At 73.3% G+C, this 17621-nt stretch carries 17 protein-coding genes and 1 pseudogene; 4 read left to right on the forward strand and 14 right to left on the reverse strand.

The features are described from left to right. Positions 1-25: 25 nt before the first annotated feature. From C3489_RS01615 to C3489_RS01670, 12 genes are all read right to left on the reverse strand, one after another. The gene (locus C3489_RS01615; RefSeq protein ID WP_103779019.1) at positions 26-1081 is read right to left on the reverse strand and encodes a transposase; all 1056 of its coding nucleotides are present in this window, start codon (positions 1079-1081) and stop codon (positions 26-28) included. After that, complete coding sequence (gene aroB, locus C3489_RS01620) at positions 1078-2184, reverse strand: 3-dehydroquinate synthase (RefSeq protein ID WP_103779021.1); 1107 nt, start codon at positions 2182-2184, stop codon at positions 1078-1080. The genes C3489_RS01615 and aroB overlap by 4 nt, the downstream gene beginning before the upstream one ends. Beyond that, positions 2181-3365: a chorismate synthase gene (gene aroC, locus C3489_RS01625; protein ID WP_103779023.1), complete on the reverse strand. Its 1185-nt coding sequence runs from the start codon at positions 3363-3365 to the stop codon at positions 2181-2183. Before aroC ends, aroB begins: the two co-directional genes overlap by 4 nt. 55 nt (positions 3366-3420) lie before the next feature. Next, positions 3421-4581 (reverse strand): prephenate dehydrogenase, encoded by a 1161-nt coding sequence (locus C3489_RS01630; RefSeq protein WP_103779337.1) that lies wholly within the window; start codon positions 4579-4581, stop codon positions 3421-3423. Beyond that, complete coding sequence (gene aroH, locus C3489_RS01635; RefSeq protein ID WP_103779025.1) at positions 4581-4964, reverse strand: chorismate mutase; 384 nt, start codon at positions 4962-4964, stop codon at positions 4581-4583. Before aroH ends, C3489_RS01630 begins: the two co-directional genes overlap by 1 nt. A gap of 47 nt (positions 4965-5011) precedes the next feature. Then, entirely contained in the window at positions 5012-6403 is a 1392-nt protein-coding gene (locus tag C3489_RS01640) for a class II 3-deoxy-7-phosphoheptulonate synthase (protein ID WP_103779027.1), read from the reverse strand. 82 nt (positions 6404-6485) lie between these two features. Beyond that, a complete protein-coding gene (locus C3489_RS01645) occupies positions 6486-7304 on the reverse strand; it encodes a class II aldolase/adducin family protein (RefSeq protein ID WP_103779029.1) in 819 nt (272 codons plus the stop codon). 56 nt (positions 7305-7360) lie between these two features. Further along, a complete protein-coding gene (locus C3489_RS01650; protein WP_103779031.1) occupies positions 7361-8899 on the reverse strand; it encodes an FAD/NAD(P)-binding protein in 1539 nt (512 codons plus the stop codon). A gap of 108 nt (positions 8900-9007) precedes the next feature. After that, positions 9008-9478, reverse strand: a complete 471-nt coding sequence (locus tag C3489_RS01655) for a flavin reductase family protein (protein ID WP_258054526.1) — start codon at positions 9476-9478, stop codon at positions 9008-9010. A gap of 354 nt (positions 9479-9832) precedes the next feature. Further along, a complete protein-coding gene (locus C3489_RS01660; protein ID WP_103779339.1) occupies positions 9833-10135 on the reverse strand; it encodes a LysR family transcriptional regulator in 303 nt (100 codons plus the stop codon). A 324-nt stretch (positions 10136-10459) separates the two neighbouring features. Next, entirely contained in the window at positions 10460-10846 is a 387-nt protein-coding gene (locus tag C3489_RS01665; protein WP_103779035.1) for a hypothetical protein, read from the reverse strand. Beyond that, on the reverse strand, positions 10843-12459 hold the full coding sequence (locus C3489_RS01670) for a class I adenylate-forming enzyme family protein (RefSeq protein ID WP_103779037.1): 1617 nt from the start codon (positions 12457-12459) through the stop codon (positions 10843-10845). The genes C3489_RS01665 and C3489_RS01670 overlap by 4 nt, the downstream gene beginning before the upstream one ends. Positions 12460-12755: 296 nt before the next feature. Between C3489_RS01670 and C3489_RS01675 the strand changes: the two genes are divergently transcribed. Beyond that, positions 12756-13691, forward strand: coding sequence for a shikimate dehydrogenase (locus C3489_RS01675; RefSeq protein WP_103779039.1), 936 nt, complete (start codon positions 12756-12758; stop codon positions 13689-13691). Between the two features lie 14 nt (positions 13692-13705). Continuing rightward, positions 13706-14170: pseudogene (locus tag C3489_RS39120) on the forward strand (shikimate kinase); the annotation flags it as partial. Positions 14171-14188: 18 nt separating this feature from the next. Here C3489_RS39120 and C3489_RS01685 read toward each other — a convergent pair. Continuing rightward, positions 14189-14836: a ScbR family autoregulator-binding transcription factor gene (locus tag C3489_RS01685; protein WP_219821918.1), complete on the reverse strand. Its 648-nt coding sequence runs from the start codon at positions 14834-14836 to the stop codon at positions 14189-14191. Positions 14837-15055: 219 nt separating this feature from the next. On the opposite strand from C3489_RS01685, the gene C3489_RS01690 reads away from it, so the two are divergent. Then, positions 15056-15934 (forward strand): ScbA/BarX family gamma-butyrolactone biosynthesis protein, encoded by an 879-nt coding sequence (locus tag C3489_RS01690; RefSeq protein ID WP_258054527.1) that lies wholly within the window; start codon positions 15056-15058, stop codon positions 15932-15934. Then, positions 15931-16809 (forward strand): NAD(P)H-binding protein, encoded by an 879-nt coding sequence (locus tag C3489_RS01695; protein WP_103779045.1) that lies wholly within the window; start codon positions 15931-15933, stop codon positions 16807-16809. The genes C3489_RS01690 and C3489_RS01695 overlap by 4 nt, the downstream gene beginning before the upstream one ends. Here C3489_RS01695 and C3489_RS01700 read toward each other — a convergent pair. Continuing rightward, positions 16766-17515, reverse strand: coding sequence for a ScbR family autoregulator-binding transcription factor (locus C3489_RS01700; protein ID WP_103779047.1), 750 nt, complete (start codon positions 17513-17515; stop codon positions 16766-16768). The genes C3489_RS01695 and C3489_RS01700 overlap by 44 nt on opposite strands. Positions 17516-17621: the final 106 nt, after the last annotated feature.

Genomic DNA, 17621 nt, shown 5'->3' on the forward strand with positions numbered 1-17621 from the left:
CGGCTGGGACGTAACGGAATCGGCGTCAGGCGACGCGGGTGGTGCGGCCGCCCGTGGGACGGCCGGTGCCGGGCCGGGCGGCGAGCAGGGCCGAGGCATGGGCGACCGAGGCGAGGGTGGCGCGGCGGTGCCAGTCGTCGTACGAGGAGACCCCGTCGCCGGCCGGCGCGGGGCCGGAGTATCCGGCGGGCAGGCGCGGTTCGGGCTCCGGCAGCCGCACCAGGCGCAGCAGCTGGGCGGTGGAGTGGCCGGTCAGATCGGTCAGCCAGTACAGGCCCCGTGCCGGGTTGCGCGGGTCGCGCTCGGCGAGCAGCACCATCCTGCCCTTGCGGACGCCCGGAACCGCGAGGGCGTGGCAGTCGAGCCGGACGATCTCGCGCACCGGGCCGGCCGGTTCGCGGCCGGTGAGCGTGAGCACCGAGCCGCCGTGCCGCTCCGCCTCGGCCGCGGCCTGCCGGGCGGTGACGAAGCCGTGCCCGTGCGGGTCCTGGTGCCGCGCCGCGCCGGGGTTCACGAACTGGGCGCCGGAGACCCGCAGCACGTACGGCAGCCGGCCCGAGCGCAGTGCCCGCAGCACGCCGGGCACATGGGCGCGGCGGGCGTCGAGCAGCACCGGGACGTGGCGGCCGAGCCCGAGCCCCAGCGCCATGTCGATGCCCTGGGTGACACTGCCGCCGGTCGGCGCGTCGTCCGGGATGCCGGCCCGCTCCCGCAGGCCGGGCTCGAACCAGCGTGGCGTCAGCATCAGCCGCCAGTCCACGGGGACGCTGCCCCGCGCGGTGACCAGGGACAGGCCGACGACCCGCTGACCCGTCATCTGGCGCCCGGTGCGCGGGTCGGTGACCTGCTCGGCGCCGACCGCCCGCGCGTCGCACTCGATGAGCGCGGCCCGCACCGCGAGGGCGGACGGCCGGGTCACCTCCGTGACCGCCGCGACGAGGTCCCGGCGTACCGAGGCCCAGTCCCAGTCGGGCCGGCCGGGCTGCGGCGCCGGGGAGTGCGGGAGCGGCTCGGTGGGGACCGGCGGGGTGCGGCGCGGGACCGGGGCCGGGCGCAGGGCGGGGGTACGCGTCCCGATCACGGCCGTCCCACCTTCGCGTACGCCGCCTCCAGCAGCGCCTCGTCGGGGGAGTCGAGGATCGCGGGGCTGCCGATGGCGTCCAGCACCACGAAGCGCAGCCGGCGGCCGCGGGCCTTCTTGTCGACGCCGAACGCCTGCCGCAGCTCGGGCCAGGCGGCGGACGGCCAGGTGGTGGGCAGCCCCACCGCGGACAGCAGGTGGCGGTGGCGCTCGACGTCGGCGTGCGTCAGCCGCCCGCTCAGCCGCGCCAGTTCCGCCGCGTACACCATGCCGACGGCGACGGCTTCGCCGTGCCGCACCCGGTAGCCCTCGGCGCGCTCGATCGCATGGCCCAGGGTGTGGCCGTAGTTGAGGTACTCGCGTGCGCCGTGCTCCAGCGGGTCGCCGGCCACCACGTCCGCCTTGACGCGCACCGCCCGCTCGATCAGCTCGCGCACCACCGGCGCGTCCGGGTCGGTGGCGCCGCGCGGGTCCACGGCGACCAGGTCGAGGATGCCGGTGTCGGCGATGAAGCCGGCCTTGAGGATCTCGGCCGTGCCGCTGACGAGCTCGGCCGGGTCGAGGGTGGCGAGCCGGTCGGTGTCGCACAGCACGCCCGCCGGGGAGTGGAAGGCCCCGACGAGGTTCTTGCCCGAGGGCAGGTTGACCGCCGTCTTGCCGCCGACCGCCGCGTCGACCATGGCGAGCAGCGTGGTCGGCACCAGGACCAGCCGCACCCCGCGCAGCCAGTTCGCGGCGACGTATCCGGCGAGGTCGGTGGTGGCCCCGCCGCCCAGGCCCACCACGGCGTCGGTGCGGGTGAACCCGGCGCGGGCCAGGGTGTCCCAGATCCCGGCGGCCACCCGCAGGTCCTTGGCCTGCTCACCGTCGGGCACCGGGATCAACGTCACGACGCGGCCCGCGTCCGACAGCGCCTCGGCCGTGCGCAGCGCCTCGCCGGACATGGCGTGCGGGTGGATCAGGCCGACGCGCAGCACCGGGTCGCCGAGCAGCGCGTCCAGTTCCCGCTGCGCGACACCGGTGCCGACGACGACGTCGTACGGCTGCGGTGCGTGGCGCACCGTGACCCGGGTGACGGGGCGGTGCGTGAGCGAGGCGCTCATCGGACGACCAGGTGGGAGAGGTAGGCGGCGTGGTTGCGGGCGGTCTCGGCGACGCTGTCGCCGCCGAACTTCTCCAGCGCCGCGTCGGCGAGGACCAGCGCCGTCATGGCCTCGGCGACCACACCGGCCGCGGGCACCGCGCACACGTCGGAGCGCTGGTGGTGGGCGGCGGCGGCCTCGCCGGTGGCCACGTCGACGGTGGCCAGGGCGCGCGGCACGGTGGCGATCGGCTTCATCGCCGCCCGCACCCGCAGCAGCTCACCGGTGGTGATGCCGCCCTCGACGCCGCCCGCGTGCCCGGTGCGCCGGCGCACTCCGCCGTCGCCGGGCAGGATCTCGTCGTGCGCCGCCGAGCCCGGCACCCGGGCCAGCGCGAAGCCCTCGCCGAACTCCACGCCCTTGATGGCCTGGATGCCCATCAGGGCGGCGGCGAGCCGGGCGTCGATGCGCCGGTCGGCGTGCACATGGCTGCCCAGGCCCGGCACCAGGCCGTACACCAGGACCTCCACCACACCGCCGAGCGTGTCGCCGTCACGGTGGGCCTGTTCGATGCGCTCCACCATGGCGGCCGAGCCCTCGGGGTCGAAGCAGCGCACGGGGTCGGCGTCCAGGCACTCCACGTCGTCCGGGCCCGGCAGCGAGGTGCCGGCCGAGGCGACGCCGCCCAGCTCCACGACGTGGCTGACCAGCCGGATGCCGTAGGCCTGGGCGAGGAAGGCCCGGGCGACCTCGCCGAGGGCGACCCGCGCCGCGGTCTCCCGGGCGCTGGCGCGCTCCAGGACCGGGCGGGCGTCGTCGAAGCCGTACTTCTGCATACCGGCGAGGTCGGCGTGGCCGGGCCGCGGCCGGGTCAGCGGGGCGTTGCGCGCGAGGCCGGCGAGGTCCGCCTCGTCGACCGGGTCGGCGGCCATCACCGTCTGCCACTTGGGCCATTCGGTGTTGCCGACCTGGATCGCGACGGGCCCGCCCTGGGTGCGGCCGTGCCGTACGCCGCCCAGGAAGCTGACCGCGTCCTGCTCGAACTTCATACGGGCGCCCCGGCCGTGCCCGAGGCGCCGGCGGGCCAGCGCGTCCGCCACCTGCTTGGTGGTGATGTCCACCCCGGCGGGCAGTCCTTCGAGTACGGCCGTCAGGGCCGGTCCGTGCGATTCGCCGGCGGTGAGCCATCGCAGCCTGGTCAATGCAGTTCCTTCGTCGTAGGCCGTGCGGCCGGCAGCGCCGGCCCGGGGGAGTCGGTCAGGCCGCGGTCGCGGCGGGGTGCGGATCGGGGACGGGAAGCGGCTCGGGGAACCCCTCGCCCGGGGCGGCGGGCACCCGCTGGACGTTCCAGCCGTCCGCGCGCAGCCGCCGCGCCATCTGTACGGCCGACGCGGCCGTCACCGTCAGCTCGACCAGTCCGCTCGGCGAGCCGGGCGAGTGGTCGATGGTCATGTCCTCGATGTTCACGCCGAGTTCGGAGGCCGCGGCGAGGAGCCGGGCCAGCTCGCCGGGCTGGTCGCCGATCAGCACGCGGACGGGCGAGCAGACCGGCAGCACGGCGCTGTGCTTGTCGGGCACGCAGGCCCGGCCCTCGGTGCCGCGGCACAGCAGCTCGGAGACCAGCTGGTCGCCGAGCGCCCGGTCGTCGGGGTCCGCGGAGGCCAGGCCGCGCAGGGCGGCGACCGTGGTGGTGAGGTCCTCGGCCAGCTCGCCGAGCACGTCGGCGACGGCGCCGGCGTTGGCCGCGAGGATGTCGGACCACAGCCGGGGGTCGCCGCCCGCGATCCGGATGACGTCGCGCAGGCCCTGGCCCGCCAGGCGCGCGGCGTCGTCCTCGATGCCGACCAGGCGGGCCGCCATCAGGGACGCCACCACGTGCGGGGCGTGCGAGACGACCGCCACGGCCCGGTCGTGCCGCTCGGCCTGCATCAGGACCGGCAGCGCCCCGCACAGCGAGACCAGTTCCAGCGCCCGGTTGACGGTCTCCCGGTCGGTGGCCGCGGAGGGCGTGAGCACCCAGGGCCGGTCCTTGAACAGGGTGGCGCAGGCGGCCAGCGGCCCGGAGCGTTCCCGCCCGGCCATCGGATGGCCGCCGATGAACAGCGCCGGGTCCGCACCGCTGCCGTCCACCTCGGCCTGCGGGCCCGCCTTGACGCTGGCCACGTCGGTGTAGCCGCGGGCGAGCCCACAGGCCTGCTTCTCGGCGAGCACCGCGCCGATGCGCCCCGGCGGCACGGCGAGGACCGCCAGATCGACGGTCCCCTCCGGCGGCCGGCACACCCCGGCGCCCAGCGACTCCGCGGTGCGCGCCGCGGACTCGTCGGCGTCCTGCAGATACACGCGGACGCCCTTGTGGGTGAGGGCCAGCGCGATGGACGTGCCGATCAGCCCGGTACCGACGACGGCCGCGGTGCGGATCACGCCGCTGCCCTGGCCGGGATCGGCACGAGGTCGCGGCGCAGGGCGGCGGCGCCACCGAGGTAGACGTGCCGGATCTCGGACTTGGCCCGGCCGGTCTCCGCGTGCACCAGGAGCCGCACCGTCCGGGGCAGCGCGCCCTGGATGTCGAGTTCCTGGGCGCACATCAACGGAACGTCGGCGAGGCCGAGTTCGCGTACCGCGACCGCGGGGAACCCGCAGCGCAGGTCCGGCGTCGAGGTGAAGATGATGCTGATCAGGCTGTCCCGGTCCAGCTCGTTGGCTTCGAGGACCTCGTTGAACAGCTCCTTCACCGCGTCCAGCAGCACCGTCTTGTCGTCCCGGTCGAGCTGGACCGCGCCACGCACCGCTCGTACGGCCACTGTGCTTTCCTCCTTGCCGTTGGCTCGCTCGTCGCTGACTTCGCCGCTCAGGCCGCGGCCGGGACGGCCGGGTCGAGCAGTTCGAGGGGCAGGTTCCGCTCCCGGTACAGCTCGGCGACCTGGAAGGCGAGGTCGAGCGACTGGTAGCGGTTCAGACGCGGGTCGCAGGCCGTCTCGTAGCGCTGGTGCAGGTCGTCGACGAAGATCTCGTCGCCGCCGCCCACGCACTCGGTGACGTCGTCGCCGGTCAGCTCGATGTGGATGCCGCCCGGGTGGGTGGCCAGCGAGCGGTGCACCTCGAAGAAGCCGCGGACCTCGTCCATCACGTCGTCGAAGCGGCGCGTCTTGTGGCCGGAGGCCGCCTCGAAGGTGTTGCCGTGCATCGGGTCGCACAGCCAGGCGACCGTGGCGCCCGCGTCGGTGACGCTGCGCACCAGCTCGGGCAGCACGTCCCGGACCTTGTCGCGGCCCATGCGGGTGATGAAGGTGAGCCGGCCCGCCTCGTTGCTGGGGTTGATCTTCTCGACCAGCGCGAGGGCGTCCTTCGCGGTCGTGGTCGGGCCGAGCTTCACCCCGATGGGGTTGCGGACCTGGGAGACGAACTCGATGTGCGCGCCGTCCAGCTGACGGGTGCGCTCACCGATCCAGATCATGTGGCCGGAGGTGTCGTAGCGCAGGCCCGTGCGCTCGTCGGTGCGCGACAGCGCGGCCTCGTAGTCGAGCAGCAGCGCCTCGTGGCTGGAGAAGACCTCGGCGGAGTGGAACTCGGCCGGGTCGGCGCCGCACGCGGCGAGGAAGGCCAGCGCGTTGTCGATCTCCTCGGCGAGCCGCTCGTAGCGCTCACCGATGGGGGACTTGGCGACGAAGTCCTGGTTCCACTCGTGCACCTGGCGCAGGTCCGCGTAGCCGCCGGTGGTGAAGGCGCGGATCAGGTTCAGGGTCGCGGCGGAGGCGTGGTACATCCGCTTGAGCCGCTCCGGGTCCGGGGTGCGGGCCTCGGGGGTGAAGGGGAGCCCGTTGACCGCGTCGCCGCGGTAGACGGGCAGCTCGACGCCGTCGCGCACCTCGACCGGCTTGGAGCGCGGCTTGGAGTACTGGCCCGCGATCCGGCCGATCTTGACGACCGGCACCGAGGTCGCGTACGTCAGGACCGCCGACATCTGCAGCAGCGTCTTGACCTTGTCCCGCACCTGGTCGGCGGAGACCCCGTCGAAGGTCTCCGCGCAGTCGCCGCCCTGCAGGACGAAGGCCTCGCCGCGGGCCACCGAGGCCAGCCGGTCGCGCAGTTGGTCGCACTCGCCGGCGAACACCAGCGGGGGGTAGGCCGCGAGCTCGGCGGTCACCGACCGCAGTGCGTCCCGGTCCGGCCAGTCGGGCTGCTGCGCGGCCGGCAGCCGGCGCCAGGAGTCCGCTTCCGTGACGGTCTTGGCAACGTTCATGATGGGCTCTGCCTCACTCTGAGTCGTCATCGACGGGAATCGGGGACGTGCGGGTGTGGGGAGTGACGGGAGGTGCCAAGGCCTACTCCTCCAGCAGGTCCGGCTGTTCGCGGACGATCTCGTCCCACAGCAGCTGGAAGCTGAACCAGCCCAGCTGCTCGTCGCCGAAGCCGTCGCCGGCGGCGAGCGCCTGCTCGTGGGTGAAGGTCTGCGGGGTGCCCGCGGCCTGGGCGAGCAGCTGGACCTGGGCGCAGCTGTCGTAGGTGAAGAACCAGTGCACGGCCTCGTCGAGGGTGCCGCCGACGGTGATCAGCCCGTGGTGGCGCAGCAGGATCGCCCGGTTGTCACCGAGCTTCTCGGCGATGTCCCGGCCCTGCTCCACGGTGGTGGAGGGGCCCTCGTAGTCGCCGTAGAGGACCTGCTTGCCGTAGAACGCCGCGGACTCCTGGTCGATCGGCTCCAGCAGCCGGCCGAGCGCGCCCAGGGCGCGGGAGTGCGCGGTGTGGCCGTGCGCGGCGGCCTCGGCACCCGGGTTCATCTCGTGGATGGCCGAGTGGATGACGAACGCGCTCGGATTGACCCGGTGCCTGCCGTGCACGACGCGTCCCGCGGAGTCCACGCAGATCAGGTCGGCGACCCGGACGTGCTTGAAGGAGACCCCGAAGGGGTTGACCCAGAACCGGTCCGGGAACTCCGGGTCACGCACCGATATATGACCAGAAATCCCCTCACCGAAGCCGTACTTGCCGAACAGCCGCAGCGCGGCGGCCAGGCGCTGTTTGCGATGGCGCCGGGCGTCCTCGTGCGTGGCGAAGGTGGGCTCGCCCGGGATGGGCAGGCCGGTGTGGGTGTCGGCCAGGAACTCGGGCCTGGCGTCGGCGACGGCGGTCGTGGTCGTCATGGGATACGGCCTTTCTGCCCGTGCGGGCGTGGCGGGTGCGGCGGCTGCGAACCGGTTCAGGCGGCGAGGACCTGGCGGTCGGCGCGGGCCGCGTCGATGGTGGCGGCGTGCTCCCGGATCGCGGCGACGATGTCGACGCTGCGGTCGACCAGGGAGGGGATGCCGAAGGTGAAGAACAGGGCGCCGGCGGCGATGTTGCCCAGCCCGTACAGGCGCGGGTCGGGGCGGCCGTTGACGGTGAGCCGGCTGGTGGCGCGGGCCAGGTGCAGACCGCCGTGCGGGTGGCGGCTCGCGGCCCGCGCCCGGATCAGCGAGGTGGCCAGCGGCTGGGCGCTGGTGGGGATGCGGCCCTCGGAGGCGTTGACCGCGCTGATCACCTTGTCGGCGCGGAACTCGGTGCCGTCGGCGGCGATGACGTCGAAGCCCGACTCCTCGGCGGGGGAGATGTCCTGCAGCCCGGAGAGCATCCGCAGCTGGCCGTTCTCGACCAGCTCCAGCAGGACGCCGGCGCTGGCGGGCGGCATCGGGCAGCACAGGCTCATGATGGTGCGGTAGTGCGCGCGCAGGATCTGGACCTTCTCCTCCTCGCGCAGCGTGGGCCACAGGTCGGGTCCGGTCTCCGGTACGGCGCGTTGCAGGATGCGCATGCCCAGGTGCGGCGAGTCGACCTCGTCGATGTGGCGGCGCAGCCGGTCGACGGGGTCCTCCAGGTCCACCCGCAGCATCTCGCTGATGACGGAGTCGAGGTCGGCGCCCGAGTCGCGGAACTCGGCGCGCAGCACCGCGGCGATGTCCTCCAGGGTCAGCTCGCCGCGTTCGTCGGCCAGCGCCTTCATCCGCTCCGGCGTCAGATGGCGCAGCTCGAACTCCACGGGCCGCTGGCGCACGCCCGGCAGCACACCGCGCCGCGACAGCAGGCTGATCGGTCCGCGGTGGCCGCGGGCGGCGAGGGTGAGCACGATGTCGACGGAGGTCAGACCGCTGCCGATGACGGCGACATGGTCGTCGTCCTCGACGGTCTGCAGGGTCTCGGCCAGCGGGTAGGGGTCGGCCACGAACCCGGGGGTGCCCTTGAGGCCGTAGACGTCCTTGGGGCTGTCGCCGCCGACCGCGAGGACGACGTAGTCGAAGGCGCGCGCCCGGCCGTCCCTGGTGCGCAGCACCACCTGGTGGGGCTGCCGGCTCGCCGTGGTGACGGCCTCACCGATGATGTCCACCTTCCAGCCCCTGCGCCGCAGGTCGCCCAGCGCGGCGTAGGCGGACTGCTCCAGGTAGTCGCCGTAGACGGGCCGGGGGGCGAAGCGGGCGCCGGAGTACCGGTCGATGCCCTGCTTGACGCCGATGACACGGTCGCGGGTCTCCAGCCAGCGCTCGAAGTGCTCCGGGTCCCCGGCACGCACCGACATGTCGTCCGGCGTCGCGTTGACCTTGAGCGTCTGCGTGTCCACCTGGTAGGCACGGCCGCGCCACAGGTGCGGCGAGGGCTCGAAGACGGTGAGCGTGCCCGGCTCGACCTCGGCCTGGGCGAGGGCATCGATCAGGCAGACGGCGGAAGCGCCGCCGCCGACGACACCGAGCGAGAATCCACGGGGCATGTGTTCAGTCACCTATCACTGTGCGCAAGGCATGGGAGGGCACACCGGCTGTGCGGGCGGCCGCCTCGCGGACCTTCCTTGTCTGCTGCGGGACGGACGGGCAGAGAGTCAGCGCTGCGGCTCGAAGCGGTGGAAGCCGCCCTGGAGGAAAATCAGCGGCGAGGGGGACTCGTGCACGCCGAGTCCGAGCACCTCGCCGATGACCATGACGTGGTCGCCGACGACCAGGTGGTCCCGGTAGCGGCACTCCATCCAGCCGGAGGCCCCGAACAGCAGGGCGCCGGTGAGGCGGCCGGCCTCGGACGGCAGGCTGCGCAGCGCCGCCTCACGCTCGTGCCGGGGGCGGGCGAAGAGCCGGGCCGTGCGCTCGGAGTCGGCGTCCAGGATCGAGATGCCCCACTGCTGCGTTTCCATCAGCGTGGCCAGGAAGCCGGAGTCGCTGCGGAAGCTGAGGGAGATCAGGGGAGGGGCGAGGGAGACGGAGGTGAGGGAGTTGACGGTGATCGCGTCATGGACCCGGCCGGCCTCGCACTCCTCGTAGGTGCTGACGACGCACACCCCTGTGGCGAACTGACGCATGACGTCACGCAGGTCGCTCGTTGTCTCGGCAGCACCGCTGTGTTGATCCACTGCTGGGACGTGACCCATGGTTGATCCTCTCCGGGACGGGAACGTGCGGCATGGACTGCGTGGCCCGCCGTGAAAGCAGCTGCGCTGCCCGGCGGACGACGGCCTTCGCTGGAACCGGCTGTCCCACCGATGGGAACGGTTCGTTGCCCACGAGCTTAGGGATCAGGACACCTGGCGAGTTGTTGTGCAGCGCACGGCTACTTGCTCAAATACGCGCAGGTGTTTGGGGATTGGGCTACCGGCGGTAAACCGACGGGGTAGCCGGTCGGCCGGCGCCCTCGGCGCCCTCGGCGCCCTCGGCGCTCAGACGCGCTGGACGGGCCGACGGTGACGCAGCGTGCGGGAGGCGTAGGCGCCGCGCACGTCCTCGCGGGCCTGCTCGGAGATCTGCAGGATGCGCCGGGCGTGCGGCAGCAGCCGCTCACCGGCGGTGGTCAGCGTCACCTGACGCCTGCTGCGGTCGAAGAGCGGAACTCCGAAGGTACTTTCCAGGCTGCGGATCTGCGCGGTGATGCTCGACTGTGCGTAGTTGAGGTTCTTCGCGGCACGCGTGAAACTCAGCTCGTCCGCCACCTCGCAGAACGCGCGCAAGTGTTGCAACTGCACGGCCATCCTCTTCTGTTGGTGGGTGAGTGGCTCCAGCCGGGAGCGGCACTGCTGCCGGCTTGAACGCGGTCTCCTGTCGCGGGATGGCCTGAAGGACGCGAGTCCCCCCACCCCGGTGCCCTGCAAAAAACATACCAGCGAACCGGTTCTTGCGTGTTCGAAATCCGCAGCCCACGCGAAAGCCCGCGGCCGCGCCCCTCGAAGGGGAGCGGCCGCGGGCTTTCGCACGTGCGTCGTCGGTCGCGGTCGGTCGGACAAGGCGACCGCCGTGGTCAGTCCGACATGGCGACCGTCGTGGTCAGTCCGACATGGCGACCGTCGTGGTCAGTCCGACATGGCGACGGGGGACATCAGATCCCGGGCGATCTGCGGCAGCGCCTGGTCGATCAGCTTGCCGGCCCGCACCGATCCGTCGGCGGCCCGGGGGATCCTGTCCACCGCCACCACGTGCCCGAACAGCCAGGGCAGGCAGCGCTCGCAGGCGGCGAGGATCGCCCGGCGCCCGGCCGCCTCCTGGTCGGCGGAGACCGGGACGAACGCCACGACCACCGTCTCGCCCAGGTCCGGCAGTTCGGTGCGCACGACGGCGCACTCACGGACGCAGGGCAGTTCGAGCAGTTCCCGCTCCAGGGCGAAGAACCCCTCGTCGAAACCGGTCTGCTCGTCTGCCTCGAACGGGTCGTGGGCGTACAGCTCGTTCAGGACGGTCATGTCGCAATCTCCTGGTGCATCGACTGTTCCAGCTGGAGGTTCAGGGCGATGATCGGAACGACCGAGTCGAGCAGCTCGGTCTCCCTGATCCGGCCGGTCGGGCTGTACGGGATGTCGTCGACGGCGAGCACATGGGCCGGCAGCGACGGCAGACGGCGGGCGCAGGTGGCGGTCAGGGCCTGCAGGCCGGTCGCCTCACGGCCCACCGCGACCGCGATGAACGGCACCACCAGGGAGTCGCCTAGGTCGGGGTGGTCCACCCGCATCACCGCGGTGTCGCGCAGGCACGGCAGGTTGAGCAGGTCGGCCTCCAGGCGGAACAGCGCCGAGTCCACCGCGGCGTCCCGCTCCAGCAGCGGCACCCCGGTGCCGCGGCCGGTCAGCACGAGACGGCTCTGCTCGTCGAGGTGACCGAGGTCGTCGGTGACGAGGAAGCGCTGCTCGCCCTGGCCGACGTCGAGCGTGACGAAGGGGCCCTCGCCGTCCTCGTCGTGCAGGTACCCGTCCATCACGCCGGTCCCGGCCACGGCCACCCGCCCGGTGCGACCGGGGGGCGCCACCGCGCCCTGCTCGTCCAGGACGACGACGGTGGTGCCCAGGGTCGGCCGGGCCGAGCGCACCGGCACGACCAGCGACTCCTCCGGGGTCATCATTCCGGTCAGGCCGGTCTCCGGGGCGCACGCCGCCAGGTGGAGCACGGGGCCGAGGCGCTCCCAGGCCGTGTTCACCGTCCAGCGGCCCACGTGCCGGCCGGGCGTGAACAGGCACCGCAGCCGTCCGGCGCCGGCCAGGTCGGCCGAGTCCGGGTGGGCGAGGAGCTCGGTCAGGGTGACGGGATCGATGACACCGGTGGTCACCCGCGCCTGCCGGATCGTGGCCGCCAGCGCCGCCGGGGCGCCCTGGGCGCCGACGACGACGCGCGCGCCGAGCGCCATCAGGGCCCGGGTCAGATCCCGTGCCGACTGCTCCCACAGCGGCGCGGCCAGCAGGTGCACGTCGGACGCGTCGAAGCCGAATTCGTCGACCAGGTCCACCAGTTGACGCACCTCGGTGGGGGTGCGCCGCACCGCGAGGCGCGGTTGCCGCCCGCCCGGGACGACCGTGAAGGACTCGTAGCGGCGGGCCTCGGGCAGGGCGGCGAGCGGCTCGGTGCCCAGCAGGTCCTCGAAGCCGACCAGGCAGGGGCCGGTGCGCTGACCGGGGGTGCGCTCGGTCACCGGGCCGTCGAGCAGGATGTGCAGGGCCCGGGGTCCCGCGGGCCACAGGCAGCGGTCCAGGACCGGGCGGTAGGCGCGGCTGGTGAACACCATCGACGGTTCGAGGCGGTCGAGGACCTGCGTGAGCTGCTCGGTGTCCGCGGCCGGGTCGAGCCCCGTGCAGGAGATACCGAGGGTGGCGCAGGCGGCCATCACGACCACCAGCTCCCAGCCCCGGTCGGCCAGGAAGACCGAGCGGACGGGCCCCTGCTCCGGCATCCGCTGCGCGAGTCCGGCCGCCACCCGCTCCACGGCCCCGGCGAACTCCTGCCAGGTGAGCTGGTTCTCCCCGTCGACGAGAGCAACCCCCTCGGGGCAGCCGGCCGCGTGCCGGCGGATGTCATCAAGGTTGATCATGTGGCTACTCCATGGTCGGTGGACCCGCGTTGTCGGCCAAGACGCTGTCCCCCATCGGCTTCGAGAGGCGCCCGTCGCCTTGCAAAGGTCCCGACGATGAAAACAATCCCGTGCGTCGGTTTCCAAGAAGTATCGAAATCTGCGATCCCTGGAGCATCCGGGCGACGGCCCGGCGCGAGCCGACGTGCACACTGCACGCAGGAGGCTCCCGCCCCGCCCCGGGTGCCCGACGCGCCGGACCGATCCGCGTCGTCACCGCCGCCCCGGGGGCATCCCGACCGAAACGGTGACCAGCCTTGACCTCCCCGCGCCCTGCCGCGCCGCACGACGCCCGCACCCGCTGCGCCGTCCTCGGCTCCCCCATCGCGCACTCGCTCTCGCCGACCCTGCACCGGGCCGCGTACGCGCAGCTCGGCCTCGACTGGCAGTACACGGCCGTCGAGTGCACCGACGATCAACTCGCTGAACTCGTCGGCCGGTTGGACGCGTCGTGGGCGGGTCTCTCGCTGACCATGCCGCTGAAGTACGCGGCGCTGGAGCTGGCCGACACCGTCTCCGACGAGGCCGCCGCCACGGGCGCCGCCAACACGCTCGTGCGCGGGCCGGGCGGCTGGGAGGCCGCCAACACGGACGTCGCCGGGCTCGTCTCCGCGCTGCGGCTCGTCGCGCCCGCGCGGCCGGACCGGGCCGTGGTCCTCGGCGCCGGTGCCACCGCCTGCTCCGCCCTGGCGGCGTTGCGCGCACTGGGCGTGGCCACGGTGGACGTGGCGGTGCGCGAGCCGGCCCGTGCCGCCCGGCTGCGCGAGGTCGCCGAGCGCCTCGGCGTCGCCGTCCGCGTGCATGCCCTGCCCGGTGTGGCGGACCTCGCCGCCGGCGCCGGCCTCGTGGTCTCCACCCTCCCGCCCGGCACGGCCGACGCCTTCGCCTCCGGCCTCGCCCGTCCGGGCGCCGCGCTGCTCGACGTGGCGTACGGGGCGCGGCCCACGCCCCTGGTCGCGGCGGTGAACGCGGCGGGCGGGCGGGCTGTGGACGGACTGGCGATGCTGGTCGGTCAGGCGGCCGTTCAGGTACGGCTGATGACGGGCCGCACCGAGCCGGTGAGCGACGCCATGTGGCGGGCCGCCGAGGCGGAACGCGCGCGCCGCGCCGCGTTCACCGCGAACCCCGCGACCCCTGCGACCCCTGCGAACTCCTTGACCCCCGCGGTCCCGGCTGCCGGGAGCGCCGGGTGAACGCGCCGTACGCCGTGCTGATCGGTCTGCCCGGATCCGGCAAGTCGACGGTGGGGCGGGCGCTGTCGGCCCGCGTCGGCGTGTCCTTCCGCGACACCGACGAGGACGTCGAGCAGACAACCGGCCGCTCGATCGCCGACCTGTTCGCATGGGAGGGCGAGCGGCGGTTCCGTGAGCTGGAGCGCGAGGCGGTGGCGGCGGCGCTCGCCGAACACCGCGGGGTGCTCGCGCTCGGCGGCGGAGCGGTGCTCGACCCGCTGACCCGGGCCCGGCTCGCCGGACGGAACGTGGTGCATCTGCGCGCCGATCCGGCCCAGTTGGCGGACCGGCTGCGCGGCGACACCACGCGGCCGCTGCTGACCGGAGCGGGCCAGGGCCGGCTGAACGAACTGGCCCGGACGCGAACTCCCCTGTACGAGCGGCTGGCCCGGGTCAGCGTGGCGACGGCGGGCCGCACGCCGGACGCGGTGGCCGATGCGGTGGTGCGGTCGTTGGGCTCACTCGGACCCGGCGTCGGACGTGCCCAGGGCCTCGGCGTACAGACCCGGGCCGCGGTCGGCGCCCATGTCCAGGGTGAGCAGCACCGAGGGCACGACGATCGAGGGGATCACATGGCGCAGGAGTGAGGTCACCTTCTGCGTGAGGTCCCGGTAGCCGACCACCTGCGACATCGACTGCACGCCGGAGAACGCGCCGACCAGCACGTCCGCCGTCTCCTGCGGCTGCACATGGACGAGCAGCTCGCCCTGGAGCCGGGCCTCCTCCAGGAGTTCGCCCACGAACTCGCCCCACCGGGAGAACGGGCCGCCCCCGTCCAGTTCCTGGGCCTGCCGGTCCATGGAGAGCCGGACGGCCGCGCTCACCAGGGGATCGGTCATGATGCGGTAGGCGTGCAGCGTCGCGACGTCCACCAACTCCTGTGTCTTGCAGGCCCGCGGGGGCAGCTGCAGGTTGTAGTCCTGCTCGGAGAGGACCCCGAGCGCCAGGTCCTCCTTGGACTGGAAGTGGAAGTACAGCGCCCCCTTGGTGACACCCGCCACCGTGAAGATCTCGGAGATCGTGGCGGCCTCGAACCCCCGCTTCTCGAAGACCGCGGCGGCCGCCTCAAGAATGACCCTGCGCGTGCGGATCGCACGGTCCTGCATGACTACGCTGCCCTTCTGCTACTGGGACGATCTTGAATCCTGCGATGCGTGTGTGCATCATTCTAAAAAAACCGGTGCGTCTGTATGTTAGCGGCAGGGGAGCTGCAGGGACGCCCGCGAAGCTTTGGGGGAGTTATGTCCAGTGCGGCATCTTGCACCACCAATGAGCGTCACACCGATCACCCGGGTGAGGAGCATCCTGGTCTGCCGTTGCCTCTGGTGCACCGGGCCAGGCGCGAGGACGCCTTCGTCACCGGCTGGCAGCGCGCGGGGGCGGAGGGGTCCTTCGTCGTCAGCGGACGCTGGCCCGCCCACCACCCCTTCTTCCCGCCCGTCGACGGCACGTACGACCCGCTCCTGGTCGCGGAGACCATGCGCCAGGCGGGCATTCTGATCGTTCACGCAGGTTACGCGGTGCCCGTCGGGTACCAGTTCCTGCTCAGCACCTTCCGCTACAGCTGCGCCACCGAGCTGCTGCGGGTGGACGCGGGACCGGCCGACATCGACGTCCTCGTGCAGTGCTCCGACATCGAGTGGCGCAAGCTGCGGCCCCAGTCGATGCGGATCGCCATGACCGTGCGCCGGGGCGGGAACGTGGTGGCGCGCGGGCTGTTCGTGGCCAAGTTCATCAGCCCGTCCATCTACGTCCGGCTGCGCGGCGAGCGGGCGGTACCGCGCACCTGGGTCAGCGACGCCGTCCCCGTCCCGCCGGCGCCGGCCGGGCGCACCAGGGCCGAGGACGTGGTGATTGCGCCGGCCGCGGAGCCGGGGCAGTGGCTGCTGAGAGTGGACACCACCCATCCCACGCTGTTCCAGGGGCGCAAGGACCACGTCCCCGGGATGCTGCTGTTCGAGGCGGCCCGGCAGACGGCGCAGGTCCTGCACGCGCCGAGCCCGTTCGTCCCCGCCTGCGGGGAGATCGCCTTCCACCGCTACGCCGAGTTCGACTCCCCGTGCCTGATACAGGCCGAACGGCTGCCGTCCCAGGGGGCCGTTCGGGTCGTCGGAAAACAAGACGGAGCACCGGTTTTTTCTTCGGTGTTCACCGAACGTACGGCTGCGGCCTGCGTGCCCGTGGGTGCGGGACAGCCGGCGTGATCCTGGTGACCGGAGCCACCGGCACGGTCGGCTCGCTGGTGGCCCACCGCCTGGCCCCACGGCACCGGGTGCGGTTGCTGACCCGGCGGCCGGACCGGATCACGGTGACCGGGCCGTACGTCGAGATCGCGCAGGGAGACTACGCCGACAAGGACTCCCTGCGCCGGGCACTGTACGGAGTGCGGACGGCGTTCCTGGTCACCACCCCGGTGGCCGCGACGGACGACGCGCTGTTCCTGGCGGAGGCCAGGGCCGCGGGTGTGCGCCATGTGGTCAAGCTGTCCGCGGCCGCCGTGCAGGACGTCGAGGCACGGGACCTCATCACCCGCTGGCAGCGGACCAACGAGGAGCTCCTGCGCGAGTCGGGGCTCGCCTGGACGCTGCTGCGGCCGCGGGCCTTCATGTCCAACACGCTCTCCTGGCGGACGTCCGTCTGCGGCGACGGGACGGTGCGGGCCCTGCACGGAACGTCCGCGAACGCCTGCGTGGACCCCCGGGACGTGGCGGAGGTGGCGGTGCGCGCACTGACCGCACCCGGCCACGCCTACCGGGCGTACACCCTGACCGGGCCACGGGCGATCGCGGCCGTCGAACAGACCGCGATCCTCGCCGATGTGCTGCAACGCCCGCTGCGCTTCGAGGAGTTAGCCCTCGAAGAGGCCCGGGAGGCGCTGCTGCGCCGCTACCCGGAACCGATCGCACGGGCACTCCTGGAGAGCGCCGGGCGGCAGCAGGACGGTGCGAAGGTGCGGGTGGCCGACACGGTCCGGCAGGTCACGGGGCACCCGCCGCGCTCGTACGAGACATGGGCCTTCGACCACCGGCACGCCTTCAGCCGGGCCCGGTCCCCCGCGAGCCGGCTGGCTCTGCGCTAGGCCCTGCCGGCCGGGGTCCGGGGACGAGGGGGCGGGCGTCCCCGGACCCGCGGTCGGCGCCGTCCTCGGGAGGGGGCGCCGCCTCGGGCCGGGCGCGGGCGCTGCCGGCCGGTGTGAGCCGGCCCAGCGCGTCCTCGGTGGCGATGCGGGGCATCATCAGCCGCCAGAAGGCGGCGAGGGTCGGCTCGGACAGCCACTCGGTGTTGCGCCGGCCCAGCGCCTCCAGGCCCGTGGTGGCCGCCACGATCACGGCGGCCAGTTCCTGCTGCTCCACCGACTCGACGAGCGTGCCCTCGTCGGCGGCCTCCGCGACGAGCTGCTGGACGCAGCCCTGCCACTCCTGGAGCAGGTCGAGACCCGTGCGCTGCTCCGCCGCGCAGCTCAGCCGGAACCCGGCGCGGGCCACCACGTCCCGCATCAGCCGGTCGGCGAGCGCGTGCGACATGTCCGTCAGCCGCTGCAGCGCCTGTCCCTGATGGCGGGTCATCACCCGGGCGACCCGGCGCAGCGTGGTCGCGGCCTCGTGCTCCACGGCATGGGCCACGGCGGCCTTGCTCTTGAAGTGGAAGTTCAGCGCGCCGACGCTGACGCCGGCGCGGGCGCTGATGTCCGTGAGCCGGGACTGCTCGTACCCGTAGCGCTCGAAGGTGCAGGCCGCAGCCTCAATGAGGGCCTGCCGGGTGCGCGCGGCACGTTCCTGTTTCATCGCGGGGGGCTCCAGTAGACGGTCGGAGGGCGGCGCGTGCGGGAGGCGAGGCCCCGCGCACCACTTGGTGTTCACCGGCAGGCCGCCTCACCGATCATAAAACCAG

The organism is Streptomyces sp. Ru71 (assembly GCF_002920535.1).
Taxonomy (GTDB): Bacteria; Actinomycetota; Actinomycetes; order Streptomycetales; family Streptomycetaceae; genus Streptomyces.